The sequence below is a fragment of the Streptomyces sp. NBC_01669 genome, from assembly GCF_026339735.1.
Classification (GTDB): Bacteria; Actinomycetota; Actinomycetes; order Streptomycetales; family Streptomycetaceae; genus Streptomyces; species Streptomyces yanii.
Window position 1 is genome coordinate 417,412 of sequence record NZ_JAPEQG010000003.1, and the last position, 19,252, is coordinate 436,663.

Below are 19,252 nucleotides of genomic sequence, written 5' to 3' on the forward strand. Positions count from 1 at the left end.
GCGGCAGAGCGCAAGGGAGCGAGTGTGCCGGATGAGATGTGCCAGGGGCGTGCCCCTCATGGCCTCCTGCAGGAGGACCAAGAGCTTGAGGAGCTCAGTTCCGCGGGCTTGTTGAGCCTGGAGCACACGCTCGCCGGCACCGCTTCGGACGAAGCCAGCCGCTCCACGCGCCGTGCCGCCGAGGCCCGCATGGTCGACATCCTGCGCGCCGACAACTTCCAGGGCCCGCGCTATGAGAAGACGACCACCCGGCTGATGGAGTACGGGTGGCTCACCATCAACAAGTGGACGGGTACCGGCGAGATCTTCGCGCACACCCGCCGGGCCGGTCGGCCTGTGCCCGCCAACATGACCACGCCCGACTGGGACCCCGACGCCCGCTCAGAGGTCGCCACCGAGACCGTCGTCGCCGGCCTGGACCTCTTCCTTGAGCACGGCCTCATCCGCGGAAAGTGGAACCCGAACGGCGGCGCCAGCCTGACCACCTACTTCGTCGGTGCGTCCATCCGCTCCTTCCGCACCGTCTATATCCGCTGGTTCCGCAGCGTGCAGATGGGGCAGGCTGAGCTGGACCTGCCCCCCAGCGACCCGGACGGTGCGTCCAGCGACCGGGACATTCCCGACCAGCGCGCCACCGACCCCTTCTACGCTGCAGCCACCCACGACGAAATCAAGCGCATCCTCCCGCACATCACCGATACCAAGGTCCGCAGAGGACTCGCCCTGCGCGCGCTGGGCTACACCCAGCAGCAGGCCGCCGCAGAGGTAGGACTGACGGAAAAGGCGCTGGAAGGCCGTATCGGCCGGCTCCGCGCCCGCATCCTCACCGACCTGGCCGAGAAGGCCGACCTTGGGGAAGGGGGAGCACGATGACCGTCCGGAAGGACGAACCCATGGACCACCTCGCTGCGATGGACGACGAATTCGACGCGCTGCTCGACGCGTCCAGCCTGGGAGCCCCCCACGTTGTGGCGGAGACCGGCGCCATCCCAGCCACCGCCCGACGCCGCATGGCACAGGCCGCCCGCCGGCGGCACAGCTCGCGCGAGGACGCAGCACTGCCCGACGACACGTCCTGCCCGCGGCAGTTCGGCGAACTACGTCCCGGCACCTGCCCCGAAGCGCGCGCCCACAGCGCGCAGACACCGCAAGATGAACCCCCAGCTCCTGGCCTGCCCCCGCACCCGGAACGCCAGAACGTCATCTCCATGACAACCGGCGCGGGCAAGAGTGTGATCTTCGCTGCCCTCTGGGTCTGGCATCACAGCGAGGGCTTCGGGATCGGTCGGGACAACAGACGCGAGCTGCATGCACAACGATCCTGGAGTGAGCCGCCGACAGGGAGCATGACGCGAGCCGCTGTGTGGCTGCTGCCACGCCCGCCGCGCGAGAGGACCGCCCGGGTATGCCCGCCACGCGTCTACGCACCTGGCAGCGGCCTGCTGGCCATGCCCGGGCGCTGGCAGACGCCACGGCTGCCCCAGTGGCTGACACCCACATGTCACCTCATCATCGATGAACTGAGACTGGCTGCTTTCGCCAGGGCCGGATATGAGCAGGGACCGCATCTGCTCTCGCCCTACACCGGCACGCACACAGCGCCCAAGCTTCACGCTTCAGGCTGGGCAGGACCAGGGCAGCACAGGCAGCGGCCGCAAGACCTGCGGCAGCTCATTCAGCCATCAGTGCAACCGGCCGAGACAGTGTTCCGCGCTGTGCCCACGGGGCTTCTCATCAGCACAACGCAGCATTCCTCACTGCACATTGCACGCTTCGCGGACTTCGCATACACGGCAGTCAACAGCGGATTGCTACTGCCGAATGCGGCCAGTGCACCTCGCCTCTGTCATCCGTTCGAAGAGAATGGCAGAACGAGACGAGACCTGAGGCGACGAGCGCAGGCTGGCAGAGCAAGACTGTGGGAGACGACCGTCCATGGAGTGCGTGTACTGCATGCCGAGCTGCCTATGTCCTTTCACAGCGATGAACATGAGTCACTGGCACTGACGTCAAGCTTGCATACCCGACTGACGTACCGCGTATCTGATCCCTACGCCGTTGAAGTGCGCTTCCGGGCAGACACCAGAGACGAGACGGTGTGGACTTTCGCTCGTGACCTGCTGAGAAACGGTCTGGAACGCAGCAGCGGACTTGGTGACGTCATCGTGTGGCCTGGTACTGGAGCAGGAAGCGAAGGGCACGTTTATATCCGGCTCACCTCGCCGGAGGGAACCGCACTTCTATCTGCCGCGGATACTGATCTACGAGCATTCACCGAAGCGGCAGACAGCTTGGTTGCGTATGGCACGGAGTACTCGTACCTAGCACCAGCTCTGGACGCCTTGGAGACGACGATAGGAGAACTTGCGCGGCCTGGCGGACGCGAATGAGGCCCCTACTCGAACTGTCAATCGACGCCGCACCTCACCTGAGTTGCCCGGGCTCCGTAAGTTGACTTACGGAGCCCGGCCGGCGGAAGTGAGGCTAAGTCGCCGGTGCGCTGAAGCGATTGCCGGAAATGGGTCGTTTGGTGTCATCGCTTGACTTTCCGGTGCATCCAGGCTGGCAATGACGAGGAGAACTGGTCCCAAGCCGATAATCGCCATGGACGCTAGGGGATGGAGGGATTGTGGGGGCGGGATGGACGGCTTTGGTGGTGGCCGTGGTTGGTGTGGTTGGCACCCTGGGTGCCTCGCTGTTGACGCAGAGCCGGGCGGACCGCACCAAGCGGATGGAGATGCAGGCGGCTGCGGAGCAGCGGCGTGAGGAGCGCGATCATGCAGAGGCTCTCCTTGAGGCGGAGCGGGCCCGAAACCGTGCTGAGGAATCCATTGCCTTGCGCAGGGCGTGTTACATCACGCTCAACACGACGGCCCGTCAGTACCTGACGGCGCAGGTCGACTTCATGCACGCGCTGCGTATTGAGACCGGCGTCGAGGTCGTGCTCGAACAGCTTGAGGCCCGCCGTACGGCGCTTCGGGAAAGCTACGCCGAGGCACAGATGATTGTGCCCCTGCGGGTAATGGCGGTGTCCGGTGCTGCCAGCAGGCATCTGAACGCTGGTTACGGACGGCTGAAGCAGATCGCCGCAGACACCCCTTGCAGCCAAGAGGACCTGAGCACATTCGAAGAGGGCATCGCACAGTCGTGGGCGCTCCTGGCCGAGATGCGGCAGCAGATGCGGCTCGACCTCGGGGTGGACACGGATCCTGTGTCTGTGTCCGGCACCGACCCCTGACCACTCACGTCAGCCACGCGCACAGGAGAGCAAGCGAACATCTATGGGCCTTTACAAACGCATGATTGAAGACCAGGACGACCAGGGCTGGTACTTCACGGACCAGCACGTGTGCACCGGCTGTGTGGATGACGACGTGCTCGTAGCGGTGCTGAGCGCCGCCGAGGATGCAGACACCGTCTGCAGCTTTTGCGAACGGTCCCCGGCTGCAGAGCTCGATGTCCTGCTCGAGACGTTCGTCGCGGCCGTGTACAACGAGTACGGCTCCGCTGACGACGAGGGTGTGTCCTACGACGGCAGAGAAGGCGGCTACCAGTGGACCATCCTGGATACGTGGGAGGTAGTGGAGGAATGCGGCGGCTCAGACGTCCTCGTGGGGGAGGGCCTCTTCGATGCCGTATGCGGCGCCATCATCGACAAACCGTGGGTGCCTGCCGATTTCATCGCCCCACGCCGTGACGAGGCCCTTCGTGATGGATGGGCCCGGTTTTGCGAGCAAGTGCAGTACCGCACCCGCTACGTCTTCTGGCTGCGGGAGATGGAAGAGGAGTACCTGGGGCACGGCGAGGTGTCGGCCAGCCGCATCCTCGACCACGTCGGCGACCTCGTCGACAGACTCGGTCTCGTTAAGGAACTGCCCGCTGGTACCCCTTTGTGGCGCGCACTGACCCACGAGGAGCCGCAGGTCGATTGGAACGCGCGACGCCTGGGCACAGCCCCACGGCAGTACGCCCGACAGGCCAACCGCATGAGCCCTGCTGGCATCCCCATGTTCTACGGTGCAATCGACGCCGAAACCGCTGTCCAAGAGACCTCACTGCGCAGTGAGGAGCCTTGGGCGACTGCTGCGGCCTTCGAGACGTCCTCTCCCTGCAGCGTCGTCGACTTCACCGATCTGCCGCCCGTGCCGTCCCTGTTCGACCGCGGCCGTGCCAAGGACCGCCGCCCGCTGATGTTCCTAAGAGACTTCGCCGCACAGCTGACTGCACCGGCGCGTTCCACTTACGAGCAGATCGACTACGTCCCCACGCAGGTGGTTACCGAGTACCTGCTGCATGTCTTCCGCCCCGAGGCGCCAGTGTCGGGCCTGCTGTATACCTCCTCTCTCACCGGCAAGATGGCAGCAGTGATCGACGTGCCTAACGAACGCTGCATCGACCATGGCATGGAAGTGTTGGGCCAGGGCGATAGCCATCTGGCCCTGGTACTCGACTCTGCTTCACGCGGTACAGTCCCCGTCCGCCGCGATCCCTGACCTTCCCGGCCGCCGTCGATGATCTGCTCTGGGAGCTGGCGTGGATGGCACTTCGATAGAACGGCGACGAGCAGTTCCCCGCCTGCCCAGCCCCGTCAGAACGGAGCACCGATGTCCTTGGCTGGCCTTCCGCAGCCGTTCGCGGCACAGTTGCGTGCCTTCATTACCGACCCTCAGGCCGTCGTGGATGTGCGGCGCTACTTCGGGATCGGTCTGCCGCCCGGCGGGGTGCCGTTCACCGGGAGTCGGTTCGAGCATTTGGCGGGTGGGGGAGACCGGCCGGAGGTTGCTGACCGGATCACGGCGGAGGACCTGATCGCGGTGCAGACCTTGTCGGTCACCGTTCCGGCGCCTGTCGCGCTGGACATTCTGGAGGGCCGCCTCGGCGCGCGGCTGTCTGGTCTGCTGCAGGCCATTCCCAGGGACATCGACATGACTGATGCCGATGTATCGGTCCTGGCCGACGGCTCGCCGGCGGACCAGGCCTGGCATCTCCTTCGTGACCAGCCCGATGTCGGGTGGGTGATCGCGGGGAAGCTCCTGGCCAGGAAGCGTCCGCGGCTGCTGCCGGTCTACGACAAGGTGGTGCGCTGCGCTCTGGGCCGCCCGCGCCCCTCGTTCTGGCTTGCGCTGCATGCCGCGCTCCGCGCGGACGACCGCGCCCTGCACCGCCAGTTGCTCGAGTTGCGCCAGGTCGCGGGGGTGCCGGAGACGGTGAGTGCGCTGCGGGTATGCGACGTGGCGGTGTGGATGGGGCACCGGGCGGAGGATCACGCCTGTCCTCGCTGACGTCGGCAGCGAAGTTGCCCCTCCAGCGTTCTGGCGTGTGAGGGTGACGGACTTTACCAACCGTCACCGGAGTGTGTGTGACGTTCGCGTGGAGTGCTGCGGGGTCGCGGGCGGGGCTTGTGGACTGGGATAGCAGGTGCCGTCCGGCCAGGGACGGCCCGGTGATCTCGGAGGGGGCACGCGGGTGGGTGGTCGGCTGGTGGTGGGTCAGGTGCGGGTGCAGGAGATCGTTCGTGCCGGCGGGCGGGTCTGCTACACGGTTGTGGACACGGACTGTTCGGTGGTGGGGGAGGCGGACGGGTTCCTGCGTGCCTGCGGGGCGGGTACGGACCGTACGTACGCGTATGTGCTGGTGGATCATCTGCGGTGGCTGCGGTTCGCGGGCCTGGACGTAGGAGCAGTGTCGCTCGAGGATCTGCGGCACTACATGGCGGCTTTGGGGGCGGATTATCCGGGGCCGTTCGGATTGCCGTGGCGGGAGGGGAAACGCCCGTACGGGCACAGCGCGTTGAAGACTGCGGCGGCCTGCCTGAAGGGCTTCTACCTTCACCTGGGAACCCACGGCGTGAACCCGTCACTGGCCGAGGCACTTCGCGCAACACGGCTGCCCACGCGGGCGGACCGGCGGCGGTCGATGCTCGGGCATGTCCTGCACAGCATGCCCGCGAACCCCCTGGCTCCGGCGGAGCGGATGCGCCGGCATCCGAAGATGCTGCCGGAAGGCGCCCGGGAGGCGTTGTCGGGGGCGGTGTCGTGCGCGCGGGACCGGATGGTGGTCACGTGGCTGGCCGACGGCGGTTTCCGGATCGGTGAGTTGTGCGGGCTGCGTCTGGTCGACCTGCACCTGCGGGAGCAGGCCGCGTGTGGTCAGTGCCGGGGGCCGCATGTGCACATCTGTCACCGTGAGGACAACGCCAACCGGGCCCGGGTCAAGACCAAGGCACCCTGGACGTCGCAGGACGGCACTGTGTGCGGCGGGACGGTGCGCCGGGTGAGTCCGGCGATGATTCACACCTACTTCGAGTACATCACCACCCAGTACCCCGCCCAGACCGCTCACGGCATGCTCCTGGTCAGCCTGCACGGCCCCATCCGGGGCCAACCATGGACCACGGCCGCGGCCCGCGGCATGCTGCGCCGGGCCGCAGCCCGTCTGGAGATCGGCCGGGTGGTCCCGCACGCTTTCCGGCACAGCTTCGCCACTGCGGTGCTGGACGCCGCACGGGGCAACGCGGTGATCGCGCGGGATGCCGGCGGCTGGGCCTCGGCGTCGACCGTTGAGCAGGTCTACGGCCACGTGGACGTCCATGACCCGGTCTTCACCGCGGCGCTTCAGCAGGTGTGGGGGACACGGCCGTGATTCCTCTGACTCTGCTGCCCGGCCGCACGGACACCACCCGCATCGGCCGTGACCGGCTCGAACTGCTCACAGCTCTCATCGCTGCTCCCGCATTCGACCCGCTCTTCCGCGACGCCCTGATCTTCATTCCGCCTCAGCATCCGGTCTACGCCTGGCAGTGTGCCGTTGACGGCTGCCTGCGCATCCGCCGGGTCAGTCACAACCTGTGCAACACGCACAACCTGGAGTGGGAGCAGGCCGAGCGGACGGGCGAGAGCAAGCGCGCCTTCATGGACGCGGCCACCGCTCTGCCCGCCGCGCGGGGAGTGGACTACGGCCGGTGCCTGATCTGTCCCGACCGCCCGGCGATCAGTCCCACCACCCGGCTGTGCCAGCAGCACCAGACCAGGTGGCAGTACGGCGAGGCCGCCGACATGGACCAAGACTGGTTCGAGTCCTGGGCCCGTACACAGCACCCGCTTCCCGGCTTTGGCCTGTGCCGGGCGCGGTGCCCGTTCCTGGCCTGCACCTCCCTGGGGCTGTGTCTGCAGCACCTGAACCGGTACAAGATCGACAACCGCCCGGGAGCGGCCCGGTCGCGCAACTCCCGCGGCCCCCTCAGGGACGGCCGGCCGCTCCCGGTGACCTATGGCGACGAGAAGGCATTCCGCACCTGGTGTGCCACTGCGGAGCCGGTCACGCAGCCAGGACTGGTCAACCTCCACTGCCTTCCTCCGCTGCTGCGGGCCGAGATCCAGTGGGGCCTGCACGCCCACGCCCAGTCCGCACAGCACTCCGAGTGGACCACCAACGGCATCAGGAATCTCGTCAGATACTGCTGGCGAGGCGGCATCACGTCCCTGATGGACCTGCACGACGAAGGCTACAAAGACCTGACGCGCAAACAGATGGACTCCGAAGTCCGCAAGATCATCTGGGAGATCGTCAACGGTCTGCGCTGCGTCTACTACAGCCCCTCCGACACCAAGGACGCCGGCTTCCTGGAGACCGATCACTTCGGACGACGTTTCAAGAACGCCCAGAGCCACTACGACATCACCACCGTCCCCCAGCGGTGGCTGCGCGACCTGCTCTGGGACCACCTCGCCGAGTGGCTCCGTTCCCCACAGTGCCCCCGCACCCGAGGACCCTTCGACCAGATGCGCCGCGCCGCCGTCGAACTGGGCGTCTTCCTCCAAGCCGACGCCCCTGACGCAGGCCACGACCCCACCGTGCTGCGCCGTGAACACGCCGAGCGGTTCGTCGCCGACCAGCGCCACCGCGCCCGCCATGGCCTGCCGTCCCTGGGCATGGTCCTGGTCGACGGACGGTCTCCCACCGTCACCGACCTGAGCTGCCAATTCGTCTTCAACGGGGCTCGCAAGCTGCTCTACAGCGCCATCACCGCCGGCCACGCCGAGCGCCTCGGCATCGACACCGGCTTCCTGACCGCCATCCCCTTCGGGGGGACCGGCCTCAAACAGCGCTCCCGCAACCCCTTCAGCGACGACGTCGCCCGCGCGCTGACCGACGAGACCAACCTGCGCCGCCTGGAGGAACTCGACCTCAACGACCGCGGACTGCGGGACATCTGGGAGACCATCGTCGCCACCGGGCGCCGCTGCAGCGAGGTCGTGGGACTGCGCCTGGACTGCATCGGCCGCTACCGCGGCCTGGCCATGCTGTGGCACGACCAGACCAAGGTCGGCAACTACAACGAGGGCATCCGCATCCCCGAGCCCATCTATCACCGCCTCGACGCCCGCCGCACCATGACACTCCAGCTCTTCGAAAGGCGCTACGGCCGCACCCCATCAGTCGCCGAACGCCCTGGCCTGGCCCTGTTCCCCTCCCGCATCCGCAACCCCAACGGCCGGCAGCCGATCTCCTACGGACACTTCAACCAGCGCTTCAGGACCTGGATCGCCGGCCTCGACCTCGGCGGCGCGTACGTCGCCCACCAGGCCCGCCACACCCTGGCCACCAACCTGCTGCGCGCCGGCGCCACGCTCACCCACATCCGCCGTTACCTCGGCCAGCTCTCCGAACGCATGGCCGAGCACTACGTGAAGATCACCAACAGCGACCTCGAAGACGTCCTGAACACCGTCTGGGTGGCCGGGCCCGGCGCCCCCAACCCCGGCGAACTCCTCTCCGGCGACACCACGCCCATGGACCGCGAGACAGCCCTCGGACTGGCCCTGGACCTCTCCCGCCGCAGCACCCCCGCCGACGGGGGATTCTGCACCTACCAACCCGTCGTCGACGGCGGATCCTGCCCCTGGAAACTCGACTGCGAGAACTGCGACAACTTCGTCCTCTCCGGCGCAGACCTCCTCTACTGGCGACGCAAAGCCGAACAGTGGCGCTCCATCGCGGAAAACGCCCCCGACGACGCCACCGCCGACTACCTCCACACCGTCTTCGAACCCACCGCCAAGGCCATCAAAGGACTCGAACAGGCCCTGGCCGCTCTCGGCATCCTCGACGAAGCCCTCACCCTCGACCTGCGGCGCCCCCAGGACTACTTCCACCGCACCTGGAGCACCGCCTTCCGCGCCCGAGACCTCACAGCACTACAGACCCCCGACGACGCCACAGGGCAGCCATGAGTACTTCCCGCACCGACGCCGCCGTCCGAGCCCGCCGCCAAACCACTCAGGAGATGCTCGAACGCCTCCGGACCGCCTTGGCGGCCATGGCGCGCGACCATAGGCCTGTCACCGTCGCAGCCGTTGCCCGTACCGCCCGCGTCTCACGTACCTTCCTTTATCAAAACCAGCAGGCCAGAGCCCTGATCGAGCAGGCCACCGGCACAAGCAGACACCACCCCGGAGTCTCCAACAGCGGCAGCCGCGTACAGCCCGCCTGGAAGGAACGTGCACTCAACGCCGAAGACGCACTCGCCCAAGCCCAGCGCGAAATCCGCACCCAGCGCACCCGCATCGCAGAACTCCTCGGCAAGATCCGCGACCTCGAACACGATCTCCCCGAAGGCTCACTTCAGCGCATCGTCACGGAGAACACCACGCTGAAGCACCACATACGACAGCTCACCCAGGACAACCAGCAGGTTCAAGAGCGCCTGACCAGCGCACGCCAGAACAACCGCTTCATGGACAAACGCATTGCCGACCTTGAAGCCCAACTCGCCCCGTACCTCACCACCCCGCCTGCGCGCCCCTGACCCAGCCTCGGACCATCGTCAAAGGGGGATTTCGCCAACGGCCGTCAGATCCAGTCGATGCCCAGTTCCCGTAGTGCGTTCCGCTGCTCGGGGGTGAGTTTGTCGCGCCGGCTCTTGGTGTTGGAGACCCAGACTCCGAGCTTCACGACCACCGGCTCCGTCTCGCCGTCGACCGCGATCTCTTCGCTGTGGCTGCGTGGTACCGGTCGGTTGGCGCCTTCCCTCTCGACCCACTGGGCGAGGGCCGCCAGGCCGCGTTGGAATGCCTGCTGCGCCTTGCTCGGGCCCTTCGCCGCGCGCTTGGCCGCGGGAGCGGGAGACGGCTCCTCAAGCGGCTTGACGCCCAGCCTGGCTAGCCGCTCCTGCTGCTCGGGGAGTAGCTGCGCCCAGGTGCCGGGCTGCTTCTGCCGCTGGAGCCACTTGCCGATGTCGTCCCCGTCGAAGAGCACGCCGGGCTGGATGTCGGGCAGGCTGCCGTCGGCGTCGACCAGGTCGGCGAGGACGCGGTAGTGCCGCTGCCAGTCCAGCGGCCAGGGGCAGTCCCAGTCCGGGTCGATCGCCGTCAGCTGCGCGGCACGCTCCGCTGCTCGCTCCGGGTCCTTGCCCAGGCCGTTCTTCTGCCCCTTCCGCCGGAGGTTGGCCAGGTGCTGCCCGATAGGCGCCATCGCCTCGCCCTCGCCCCAGACTGCGTCTTGGCGGGGTGCGAGATGTCCGGTGGCGCGGTGGTAGGAGCGCAGCGCGGCGAGCTTGTTCTCCCAGGCCTCGTCCCCGGGTTCCCACACCATTCCGGCCTCGTTCAGCAGCGTGGTGCGGTGGGGGTCGAGCTCACCTGCGCGGTGGGCGCGGCGCTGCTGATGGACCCACCTGCCCAGGGGGTAGTCCTTCGTCACGCCAACTGCGGTCTCGGTGTCGTACGGCACCGCGTGCAGGCCGGTGATCTCGTGTCCGGCGCGCCAGCGGATCAGGGCCTGGTAGCCCTCCAGCCAGACCAGGGACTCGGGCCGGATGACGCGGCAGCGGGTTAGGGCGGCGATGTCGGCGGCGTCGCGGGGGGAGGCGAAGTTGACCACGACCGAGGTGACGCGGTCGACCTCCTGCTGCGCCTCGTCGCTCGCCTCTTGGTCGTTCCCGTTCTCCGACCCAGTCGCGGGGGCGGGGTGGACGTGGATGCGGCGGTGTTCCTCGCCGCGGGTCAGGGCGCGGGAGGCGAGCTGGTCGACCATGCGCTCGGAGTGCGAGCGCAGGGCTTGGAGGATGTCGACCAGGGGTTGGTAGCTGGCGGAGGCGACCATGTCCTTGGGGTCCTCGCCGGGCTGGAGGAAGACGGGGATGATGATCCGTGCGGTCTTGGTCGTGCCGTCGGGGTTGGGGCGCAGGGCGCGTCCGATGTTCTGGACGACGTCGACCTGGGAGCTGCGCGAGCCGACGATGCACACCGCCTCCACCCCGCGCAGTCCGGTGATGTCCACCCCGACCCCGAGTGCCCGCACCGAGGACAGGAACGCCCGGTGCACCCGCCGGCTCTGCGCGTTGACGCCGTTGGCGAACCGGTGGATCACCTCACGCCGGTGAGCGATGGGGTGGTCCCCGCACAGCCAGTCCGCCCACACCCGGTCCGGGGGTACGTGGCGGCCCTCTTCCAGCTCGTACAGCTCGGCGTCGATCGAGGACGCCGGCAGCTCCTCCGCACCGGCCAGCGCCGCGCGGGAGGCCTCGGCGGTGTACAGCTCGGCAGCCGTGCGCGGCATCTGCTCGGCGAACGCGGCCGCCTCCTCCACCCGCTGGTGGAACACCATGGTGGTGTGCAGATTCATCTGCGCCGTGTGCTCCAGCAGCGCCGCCTGGAGCAGGGCCATGCGCCGGCCGCGCAGCGCGTCCTCCGACAGCCCCAGGATCGGGTCCGGGTCGCGGATCTCCAGCACGTCAATCTCGAACCCCGCAAGGATCGACCGCTCCACCGCCTCCGCCAGCCCAAGATCGAAAATCCTGGGACCGTAGGTGTTCGAGTCCTCCTCCATCGAAGCGATCACCAGTTCCTGGCCGTCCCTCCCGCGTTGCGGCCGGGGCGAGGCGAGGATCCGCGGGGTGGCGGTCAGGTAGAGCCGGAAGTCGATGGGGATCCGGCTGTTGTCATGGATCGCAGCCCAGGGCCGTCCGATGTCTCCGGCGGTCATGTGCCCCTCGTCCAGGACCGCCAGGTCGAATCCGGCAAGTCGTTGCCCATACAGCCGGTCTCCGCCCGCCAGGGCGGCTTCCAGCGGCCCTGGGATCCTCCTCCGCCCGGTGATATCGGCGGGGTCCTCCCGCTCCACCAGCGAGGCATAGGTCGCGAACACCACGACGGGCCCGGATCCAGCCCACAAGGCGAGCTGGATCGGGTTGGTGGTGGCCCGGACCCCGAGCTGCTCCAGGACCTCGTCCTTGTCCACCGAGCAGACCGCGACCATCGGCGCACGGTGCCCGACCCGCCGCCAGGACTGGGCACTCTGCACGATCAGGTCCAGCGTGGGCACCATCACCAGAACCCGGCCGTCCGGGAAGCACTCCAGCGCGCTCGCGGCGGCCGTGATCGTTTTCCCGGACCCGGTCGCAGACACACCCGTGGCGCGCGCCCCCTCCGGCGGCACAGATGATCTTGCAGGGAATCCGACCCATTTACGGAAACTCGACTTCTGGTCCACCTGGTGTTCCTTGAGCGGAATCAAAGACATTCCAGTACCTCCCCTTTTCAGATGCTCTCGCGGAATTTCAGGCAGCCGTGTGCGGATAGTTGTAGGGCCGTTCATCAATGCAGGTACGCGAGTTGCATTTGTGCCAGCCCTCCGAGCCCCTCTCGCCCAGCGGGTCGTAGCCCTCGGGGTCGTAGTGGCCCACCCCGCAGGTGCAGAGGATGACGTCGTCGGTGGAGTATTCGATGGTGCGGGCGTTGCACAGCCGGTCCGCCTCGCCCAGCGCCTCCAGGACGCGGCGGCGTGCCATGGTGTGCGGGTACATGCGCGGCAGCACCGTCTCCCGGACGAACGTCTCCAGGCGCACCAGGTCCGCCCGCTCACGCTGCCTCACGTCCGCGATATGTACGGCCAGTTCAGCGGCCCCGGCCGACCGGCCGCCACGCCGTGACCAGTCCCGGTCCGCGATGCCCACCAGGGCCTCGCTCACGGCCCTCACGCCCTCATCCCAGCCATCCTCGAACGCTTCACCCCGAGAGGCCGGCGCCATCCCGTCCAGCTCCACGACCTCGCACTGCGCCCCGGCGACCGCCCAGGCCTCCAGTGCCGCCACCAGATCGTCCGCCTCAGCCGCAGGTGCGCCCTGGGTGACCAGGAGCGCGAACAGCTTCAACCGGGCGTTGCTGCCCACCGTCTGGTACTGCTTCACCTTCCGCACGGAATCGCTGCTCAGCGCCTGAGCCTTTCCGGTAGATTCGCCGTGACTGGTCATCAGCGGTCGTTCCTCTCGAACGTGAGGGAGTTTTCCAGATGGTGGGGTGTCCCGTGTTTCCGCCAACAGTACATGTGCATCAAACTAGATGCACCCACTACACTGAAGCCCGACACGAATGAGCGACCCCACCCCTTCGTAGTCAGCTGAGCCCGCGTAGCGGGCTTCAGGCCCTGGAGGCGCAGCCGGAAGGACCAGGGTGGGGGAGCGCAGCGGACACGCCCTCAGACGGGTGCGAAGCACCCGTCAACTTCTCTATGCCAAGTCCCAATTAGCCGCAGTTGACACTCAGCCAGACCAGGCCCCGCGCAGCGGGGCCCACCGGCCCGCAACGCGGGTAAGCCCCCTCAACTCCCGAAGCGAAGCGGAGGGAGTTGGCCCCGGCTTGCCGGGGCGCGGTGAGCGCAGCGAACCGCCCCTCAACCCAGGGCGCAGCCCTGGGGTTCGCAACCCGCGGAGCGGGTTGCGCAACTGCCCCGCGCAGCGGGGCAGTTCGCTTGCACATCGCGCTGATAGCTTAGTACCCCTTGGACGTCGCCGGGCAGTACCCACATCGCTGCGCGTGTACCGCTTTCGCTGCGCGGGTATCCCGCGGGTTGCTGAAGGCTGCGCCTGAACGGTTCGCTGCGCTCACCTTGATAGCGCTGCGCTTCGAGATGGCCGGCGCGGGAGCCTGGTCTGGCTGGTGTCTGTGGGACTGAATAGAGAAGAAGTTGACGGAGTGCTGCGCACCCTGAAATTCCGGCACGCCCTCCGGCAAGGCCAGCTGACCGCAGGTGGGGTCGCTCATTAAATTTCAGTGTGGGTGCATCCGTTTGTCGCCAACTGTTGGCAGCCCACCATCTGGAAAACTCCCTCACGTTCAGGCGGGTCCAGGCTCGAAAGGCGAACAGCGTTCGCCCTGGTGCAAGTGCGGTGCCTGTGGCGTGGTGGTGAAGGCGGCGTGAGCGGAGCGGTGCGTGCGCACGCCCGCTGGGCGGGCGGGCTGTCGCTCCATCCTGCCTGTAACCTTTCGGAGGCGCCGCCGGCCTTCAATATCCGCACGTGATTCCTTGGGTGGACCGGGTCATCTGCACCTGTGCCGCCGTCTCAAAGGAAAATGCTGTCCCACGCCCGGTTTCGTCGATGTGTTGGGCGGTGTGCGCGCATTGACGCATCGGTCAGCTCTGCCGCTGAAGGTACCCGCACAGGTGACAAAGGCGTCGACCGCCTCGGTCGTGGACTTCGCGCTTCGCGATGCGACATCGCCGCCATCCAGCCCGTCAACTGGAGAACTACCAGGCCCTGATCCGCCGGTTACCGAAGATCACCGACCGCGACCGTTCCTGACGAAGGATGCCGCAGATGACCGCCGCCGGACAAGACCTGAAGAATTGCGCGCAGCCGCCCTTTCCTGCCGCCAAGACACGCAGTCTGAAATTTGAAGGGCGATGATATCAGTACAACCTCCGGCGTGAAGAACGACCAGACGGGGCAGGTGAACAGCGAGACGTCGCCGCGCAACAGGCGGACTGCGCGACCTATGACCTGGTGACAACCTGACGCTCTTGGGGACAGCTCAGCGACGGCGGCCGGCACCTGAACAGCCTTGACGTATGTCCGTGAAGCGCGCGAGCAGGCGCGGCAATTCCAGTACGGCGTTATCGCCGGGCGAAACCGGTACCACGTACGGCGATCGCGTCGCGCAGGCCGATGACTCGGGCCGCAACCGGCACGCCAGGTAGGCAACAACTCACCCCCGACGTATCGACTCCCGCGACGATGATCAAGCGAGATCGACGATACTGTCCCGCTGGTGCATGTGACCCGAACGATATCGCCGCAGATGCGGGCGTCTTCGCGTTGGTCACACCAGGCGAAGGCTGCGACGCCATTGATGCTGCTGATAACCTGATAAGGCACTGCGAGCAACGACCTGTCGCCGCGTACGGTGGTCGTCGGTGTGGTGACGCGATAAAACGCTGTGTCCTTAATCATGGCGGTATGATGTCAGTGATGATGACGTGGAACAGACGGTGTGAACTCGCAGGCTATATTCGGCATCTGCGCGAGACCGACAGGCCCGGTACGTGCCATTCTGCAACCAGTTCAGCAGGCCAGCTGAGACATCGCTCAGCCATGATGATCTTCACGTAGTGCCCGGCCATGGAACAAACTGAGATGGCGGTGGTATGTGCAGCGACATGCGGGATTGAGCTCGGCTTCTTAGAGCAGGCCGGGCTAGTGTGTTAGATGATGAACCGAGCTTCGTTGGATTGCCGTTGGTCTGGTCATTTGGCAGACGCATTCCTCGCGTGACGGTCGTTCAGTCGAGGAAGTTCTTCGGCGATCGATCACGTCGCGGGAAGGTAGAACTGTTGGCCAGTGGTGGTCGAAGCGGTGTCGACAGGCCGAATTGAGCATCAGGTAGTGACGGTCTATTAGGCCTGATGATCGCTGACGCTCGCCGACATCTTCCGGCGCCTCGCTCGTCGTGGAGAAGACGCGGTCGACGACGACGCATCGGCGAAGGTGACGGGTGGTGCATCCGTCGAAGACGTCGGCGCGCAGCGCGGTGACGATCTTGTCTTGCGGACGCCTTCGTCGGCGGACGTGATGCGCCTCGCCGAGCATCAGTTCCGCCGTTGGTCATGGGTGCTGGGCGTCGACCTGCGAGCCCTCGATCACGTGATGGCTGCAGGTGGCGATAGCCGAATGCCGAGCCGTCGGTGCGGAACCGCGACCCAGCTCCCCGGGCGGTTGTCGATGAAGTGGAATAACGCGTTGGAGGTAGGGCGAACGGCTGCGCCGGCAGGCCAGGCCAGGGCGGTGCTGGATCATGTCGGCGGCCGGCTATCTGGCCCGGGTGGTGATCGCCGGGCGGTGGGCGCCGATAGTCAACACGTCCACGGTACGCTTCACCCATCCCGCGTACTCCAGGTAATGCGTGCAGGTTGTGATGACGACGGGCGAATGAAGATGGAGAGCGGGTCATCGGGAGCGAAGGCTGGTCGGCCCGATGCAGGTAGTGGCCGAAGGGTCAGGCTTACCTTTGCCGCGGTGAGGTATCCATGGTAGACCTGACGCAGGGCTGTCCCGCACGCTTGGTATCCAGCCAGACGAGTTGCAACTGCAGGCCTGGCCTCGCTGATGCGGCCGTGGTGTGCGATGACCAGGCGCGCAGGCGGTGATGTACTCGAGGTAGGCCGGACACCGCACGCCGTCCTGTCCGGTGCAATGCCCGGGCCCGGTTGGCCTCGCATTTAGTGTCCGCATGCACCCCACGGTGGTGGTGAACAGCCCTGATCGTCGGTAACCGCGTATTCAGGCGCGCACCGCCCCATTCCACGTCGCCGCGCGACATGCAGGACATGCCCGAAGCCGCCGCGTGTACTGTGCCTGGTGACGAATTCCAGGTGGCCGAACGCGTACTCGTACAACTGGCCATCACGCTTTCCGTGGCAAATTTTGGGTGATCCACCCGGCGCTGCGTTGTCGCCTCCGACGCGTGGCGCGCCGTGCGCACGACCACCCCGGCAGTACCTCGGTGCATTTCCAGGCCGTTGTGGTGATCACCCTCGCATGGGCTACGTCGGCAACGCTCTCCAGTTACGTGCGCGCCTCGCCCCGCGACCTGGCTGGCCCTCATGTACGGGCGCAGGCGGCCGCGCGGCACCTGTCGCTGGGCCGGCCGCGGACTCGTCCCGCGATCACCGCGGGCTGGTACGAAACTGGCGAGCCTGTCGGCGTGTGTCTGGGGCTCAGGCGACCGACAAAGATCTGTAGCCGGTCGTCTTTCGAACCGACTCCGGTACCGCCGGAGCGCAGCGACGACTGAAATGCGGTAGTGAAAGTCGCCTATCGGCGTTCAGAGTCATTGCCAGGTAGCCCTGGCCCAACGTCCTCGCAGCAAACCCATTTTCAGCTCGGTAACAGCGGACATGATCGATCTACTCCAGCAGATATTGCGGTACGGTGCAACAGGAACATCAATATGGCACGGCACAACAGGCGGCGATCGTGAAGTCGACGACAGGCAACAGTCTTGACTCCTCACTGCGCGATGTGCTGGACAGGCTTTCGACATGTGCCGGACTCTGCGGTGACCTGATCATGCCTCGGGGGCGTAGCACGGCTTTCGTGGTCAGTACACTACAAAGTTCTGGCACAGACCGAGCAGGTCGTCGACCGCCGTAGCGACCTCCCGCAGCCAGCCAGCGAAGCCAGGCCCATCCATCACCGTCCCCGGTGATAGTGGCGCGCATGGCTTACGAAACCGTTTTCCGGTGTCCACTGACGCACCCTCGTCAGGCCGGCGGCCATTTGGACCGTTCGCGAAATACGGCGGTGTCCTCGGCTCAACGCTGAAAAATAGTCATCCCTGGCCGGTGCGCACGTGCAGGCGTGGCCTGGTCGCCTGATCGCTGCTCCTGCGCGTAATCCAGGTCGGCGTCTGCGCGACTGTGCGTTAACTCCGGCAATGCCAGCGTTCAGATGCTGGCTTTTACAGGGCAATCTCGACGCTCCCGGCATGACGGGCGCTCAAACACCGGTCTCAATTCGTACTGGCCGTCGTGATTATGTACGCCGCAAGGCGATAATTCACCAGCACAGCCTCGCTCCTCGCGCCGGCCGCCTGCATCGGCGGGCATGATTGGCCGGCACCATATGGGCCCTCCCGTCTCACCAGTAGAGCCTATACCTGGGCTCTGGCCATTTCAACATTAAGCAGCACACCGGCAGCAACCGCGCCGTAGAGTCGGCTTCAGGTAATGCGGCGTCATTCGGCAGGACACTATGATTCTCCCTGAATGGTGCCAGGCGTCGATGGTGCTGGGCGTGCTCATGCCGCCGCGGCAAGCACAATCGCGCTTCGATTGAACAACAAACCAATCACTGACTTGGTCGTGCGGTTCCTCAAACGATGTACTAAACACCTCCGCCGAACTCTCAACGGTCGATATCGTCGTCACCCGCAGGCGATACGTCAGTCGGCGTGCTGGGCGTGGAACTCGTATTCATCGCGCGCTCGTACGCACTCCAGACGTCGTCTCCACGGTCTGGCTGCGCTGCATCGTCTCGTCGTCTGCCGTGAGCAGGCCAGCCAGCAATCGGTGGCTACCATCTGGCATTCTGGTGAAGAAGATGCTGCGTTGTGCTGATGAAGCGTGGCCTGTCTCTGAATGTGCAGTCTGCGGCCCTGACCGCGTATTACGTATGGGCGATCCCTGCTCGGCCCTGGCAACGTGATTCATCGATGATGGTAACTGTGGCGCTTTGACAGGCGGCGGTCACGGCCGTCATGGCGGCCTCAGGATCGTCATCGCTGTCCCGATGAAGCCTCGCTGTGATGCCGAACCCGCTGCTGCGCCGGTCGTAGTGACGTTCTGGATTAATGCTGTGGGCGCTAAAGACCTGCGGGCTTAGCGCTTATCCGCACGAGCCAGCGGACGCGTCGGCATCGAAGTGATCGTCCATCAGCCCAGGTTCCTTCGGACGGTCATCGTCTTCCCCCTTCGGTATGGTCGGCCAACGAAGCCATTACCGGCCCTGGGTGTAATGCAGACGCCGTGGTGCCGGAATGATCGTGGGTGGCCTACGTAGGGTCGGTGGCGGCCCGGGTCGCTAGTACCCCCGTTTCAGACGGTGCGGAAGGAAGCGGATACACCGACGAAATGTCCAGGCCGTGCTGCTGACGCTCTCGGTGACGTCGGGTAGTCAGGCCGACGGAGCCGACCGACCTTCTACCGTTGACGTAGGCCCTGGGCGGTCTTCGGCATGGAGCGGCGAAGCCAAGAAACGTGGCGGCGATAGCAAGCCCGCGGGTGCCACCCGAAGTAGTGTCCACGCCGACCCTGAGGCGCTGACCGCCCGATGTCTGGGCACCAGCCCTGCTCCCTCGCCAAACCCAGCGTCTGGCGGCGTGTGCGGCACCAAGGAGCCTGAGGGCGAGAACCTCGCGGAAGAACGAGGTTCCTGTGACCCCAGCAGTAGCCGGCTGTGCGCGCATCGTGCTACTCGGCA

General features: G+C 66.3%; 10 protein-coding genes. 8 read left to right on the plus strand and 2 right to left on the minus strand.

The window, feature by feature from the left end; translation table 11 throughout:
• Positions 1 to 111 precede the first annotated feature (111 nt).
• The 8 genes from OG972_RS48910 to OG972_RS48945 all read left to right on the plus strand — a co-directional run bounded on the left by OG972_RS48910 (position 112) and on the right by OG972_RS48945 (position 9,808).
• A complete protein-coding gene (locus OG972_RS48910; RefSeq protein ID WP_266993654.1) occupies positions 112 to 873 on the plus strand; it encodes a hypothetical protein in 762 nt (253 codons plus the stop codon).
• 20 nt (positions 874 to 893) lie between these two features.
• Entirely contained in the window at positions 894 to 2,390 is a 1,497-nt protein-coding gene (locus OG972_RS48915) for an SsgA family sporulation/cell division regulator (RefSeq protein WP_266993656.1), read from the plus strand.
• Between the two features lie 263 nt (positions 2,391 to 2,653).
• Positions 2,654 to 3,238, plus strand: a complete 585-nt coding sequence (locus OG972_RS48920) for a hypothetical protein (RefSeq protein ID WP_266993658.1) — start codon at positions 2,654 to 2,656, stop codon at positions 3,236 to 3,238.
• A gap of 61 nt (positions 3,239 to 3,299) precedes the next feature.
• Positions 3,300 to 4,493: a HEPN-associated N-terminal domain-containing protein gene (locus OG972_RS48925; protein ID WP_266993660.1), complete on the plus strand. Its 1,194-nt coding sequence runs from the start codon at positions 3,300 to 3,302 to the stop codon at positions 4,491 to 4,493.
• 111 nt (positions 4,494 to 4,604) lie between these two features.
• Entirely contained in the window at positions 4,605 to 5,282 is a 678-nt protein-coding gene (locus OG972_RS48930; RefSeq protein WP_266993662.1) for a DUF6308 family protein, read from the plus strand.
• A 184-nt stretch (positions 5,283 to 5,466) separates the two neighbouring features.
• Complete coding sequence (locus OG972_RS48935) at positions 5,467 to 6,642, plus strand: tyrosine-type recombinase/integrase (RefSeq protein ID WP_266993664.1); 1,176 nt, start codon at positions 5,467 to 5,469, stop codon at positions 6,640 to 6,642.
• The gene (locus tag OG972_RS48940) at positions 6,639 to 9,233 is read left to right on the plus strand and encodes a site-specific integrase (protein WP_266993666.1); all 2,595 of its coding nucleotides are present in this window, start codon (positions 6,639 to 6,641) and stop codon (positions 9,231 to 9,233) included. Before OG972_RS48935 ends, OG972_RS48940 begins: the two co-directional genes overlap by 4 nt.
• Positions 9,230 to 9,808 (plus strand): DUF6262 family protein, encoded by a 579-nt coding sequence (locus OG972_RS48945; protein ID WP_266993668.1) that lies wholly within the window; start codon positions 9,230 to 9,232, stop codon positions 9,806 to 9,808. The genes OG972_RS48940 and OG972_RS48945 overlap by 4 nt, the downstream gene beginning before the upstream one ends.
• A gap of 44 nt (positions 9,809 to 9,852) precedes the next feature.
• Here OG972_RS48945 and OG972_RS48950 read toward each other — a convergent pair whose 3' ends face one another.
• Together OG972_RS48950 and OG972_RS48955 are read right to left on the minus strand one after the other, a co-directional pair.
• Positions 9,853 to 12,519 (minus strand): DEAD/DEAH box helicase, encoded by a 2,667-nt coding sequence (locus OG972_RS48950; RefSeq protein WP_266993670.1) that lies wholly within the window; start codon positions 12,517 to 12,519, stop codon positions 9,853 to 9,855.
• 37 nt (positions 12,520 to 12,556) lie between these two features.
• Positions 12,557 to 13,249, minus strand: a complete 693-nt coding sequence (locus OG972_RS48955) for a hypothetical protein (protein WP_266993672.1) — start codon at positions 13,247 to 13,249, stop codon at positions 12,557 to 12,559.
• Positions 13,250 to 19,252: the final 6,003 nt, after the last annotated feature.

Bases quoted from the DNA above. Each gene is read 5' to 3' on its own strand.
- OG972_RS48950 (WP_266993670.1), bottom strand. From the start codon at position 12,519: ATGTCTTTGATTCCGCTCAAGGAACACCAGGTGGACCAGAAGTCGAGT.
- OG972_RS48930 (WP_266993662.1), top strand. From the start codon at position 4,605: ATGTCCTTGGCTGGCCTTCCGCAGCCGTTCGCGGCACAGTTGCGTGCC.
- OG972_RS48925 (WP_266993660.1), top strand. From the start codon at position 3,300: ATGATTGAAGACCAGGACGACCAGGGCTGGTACTTCACGGACCAGCAC.
- OG972_RS48945 (WP_266993668.1), top strand. From the start codon at position 9,230: ATGAGTACTTCCCGCACCGACGCCGCCGTCCGAGCCCGCCGCCAAACC.
- OG972_RS48915 (WP_266993656.1), top strand. From the start codon at position 894: ATGGACCACCTCGCTGCGATGGACGACGAATTCGACGCGCTGCTCGAC.
- OG972_RS48955 (WP_266993672.1), bottom strand. From the start codon at position 13,249: ATGACCAGTCACGGCGAATCTACCGGAAAGGCTCAGGCGCTGAGCAGC.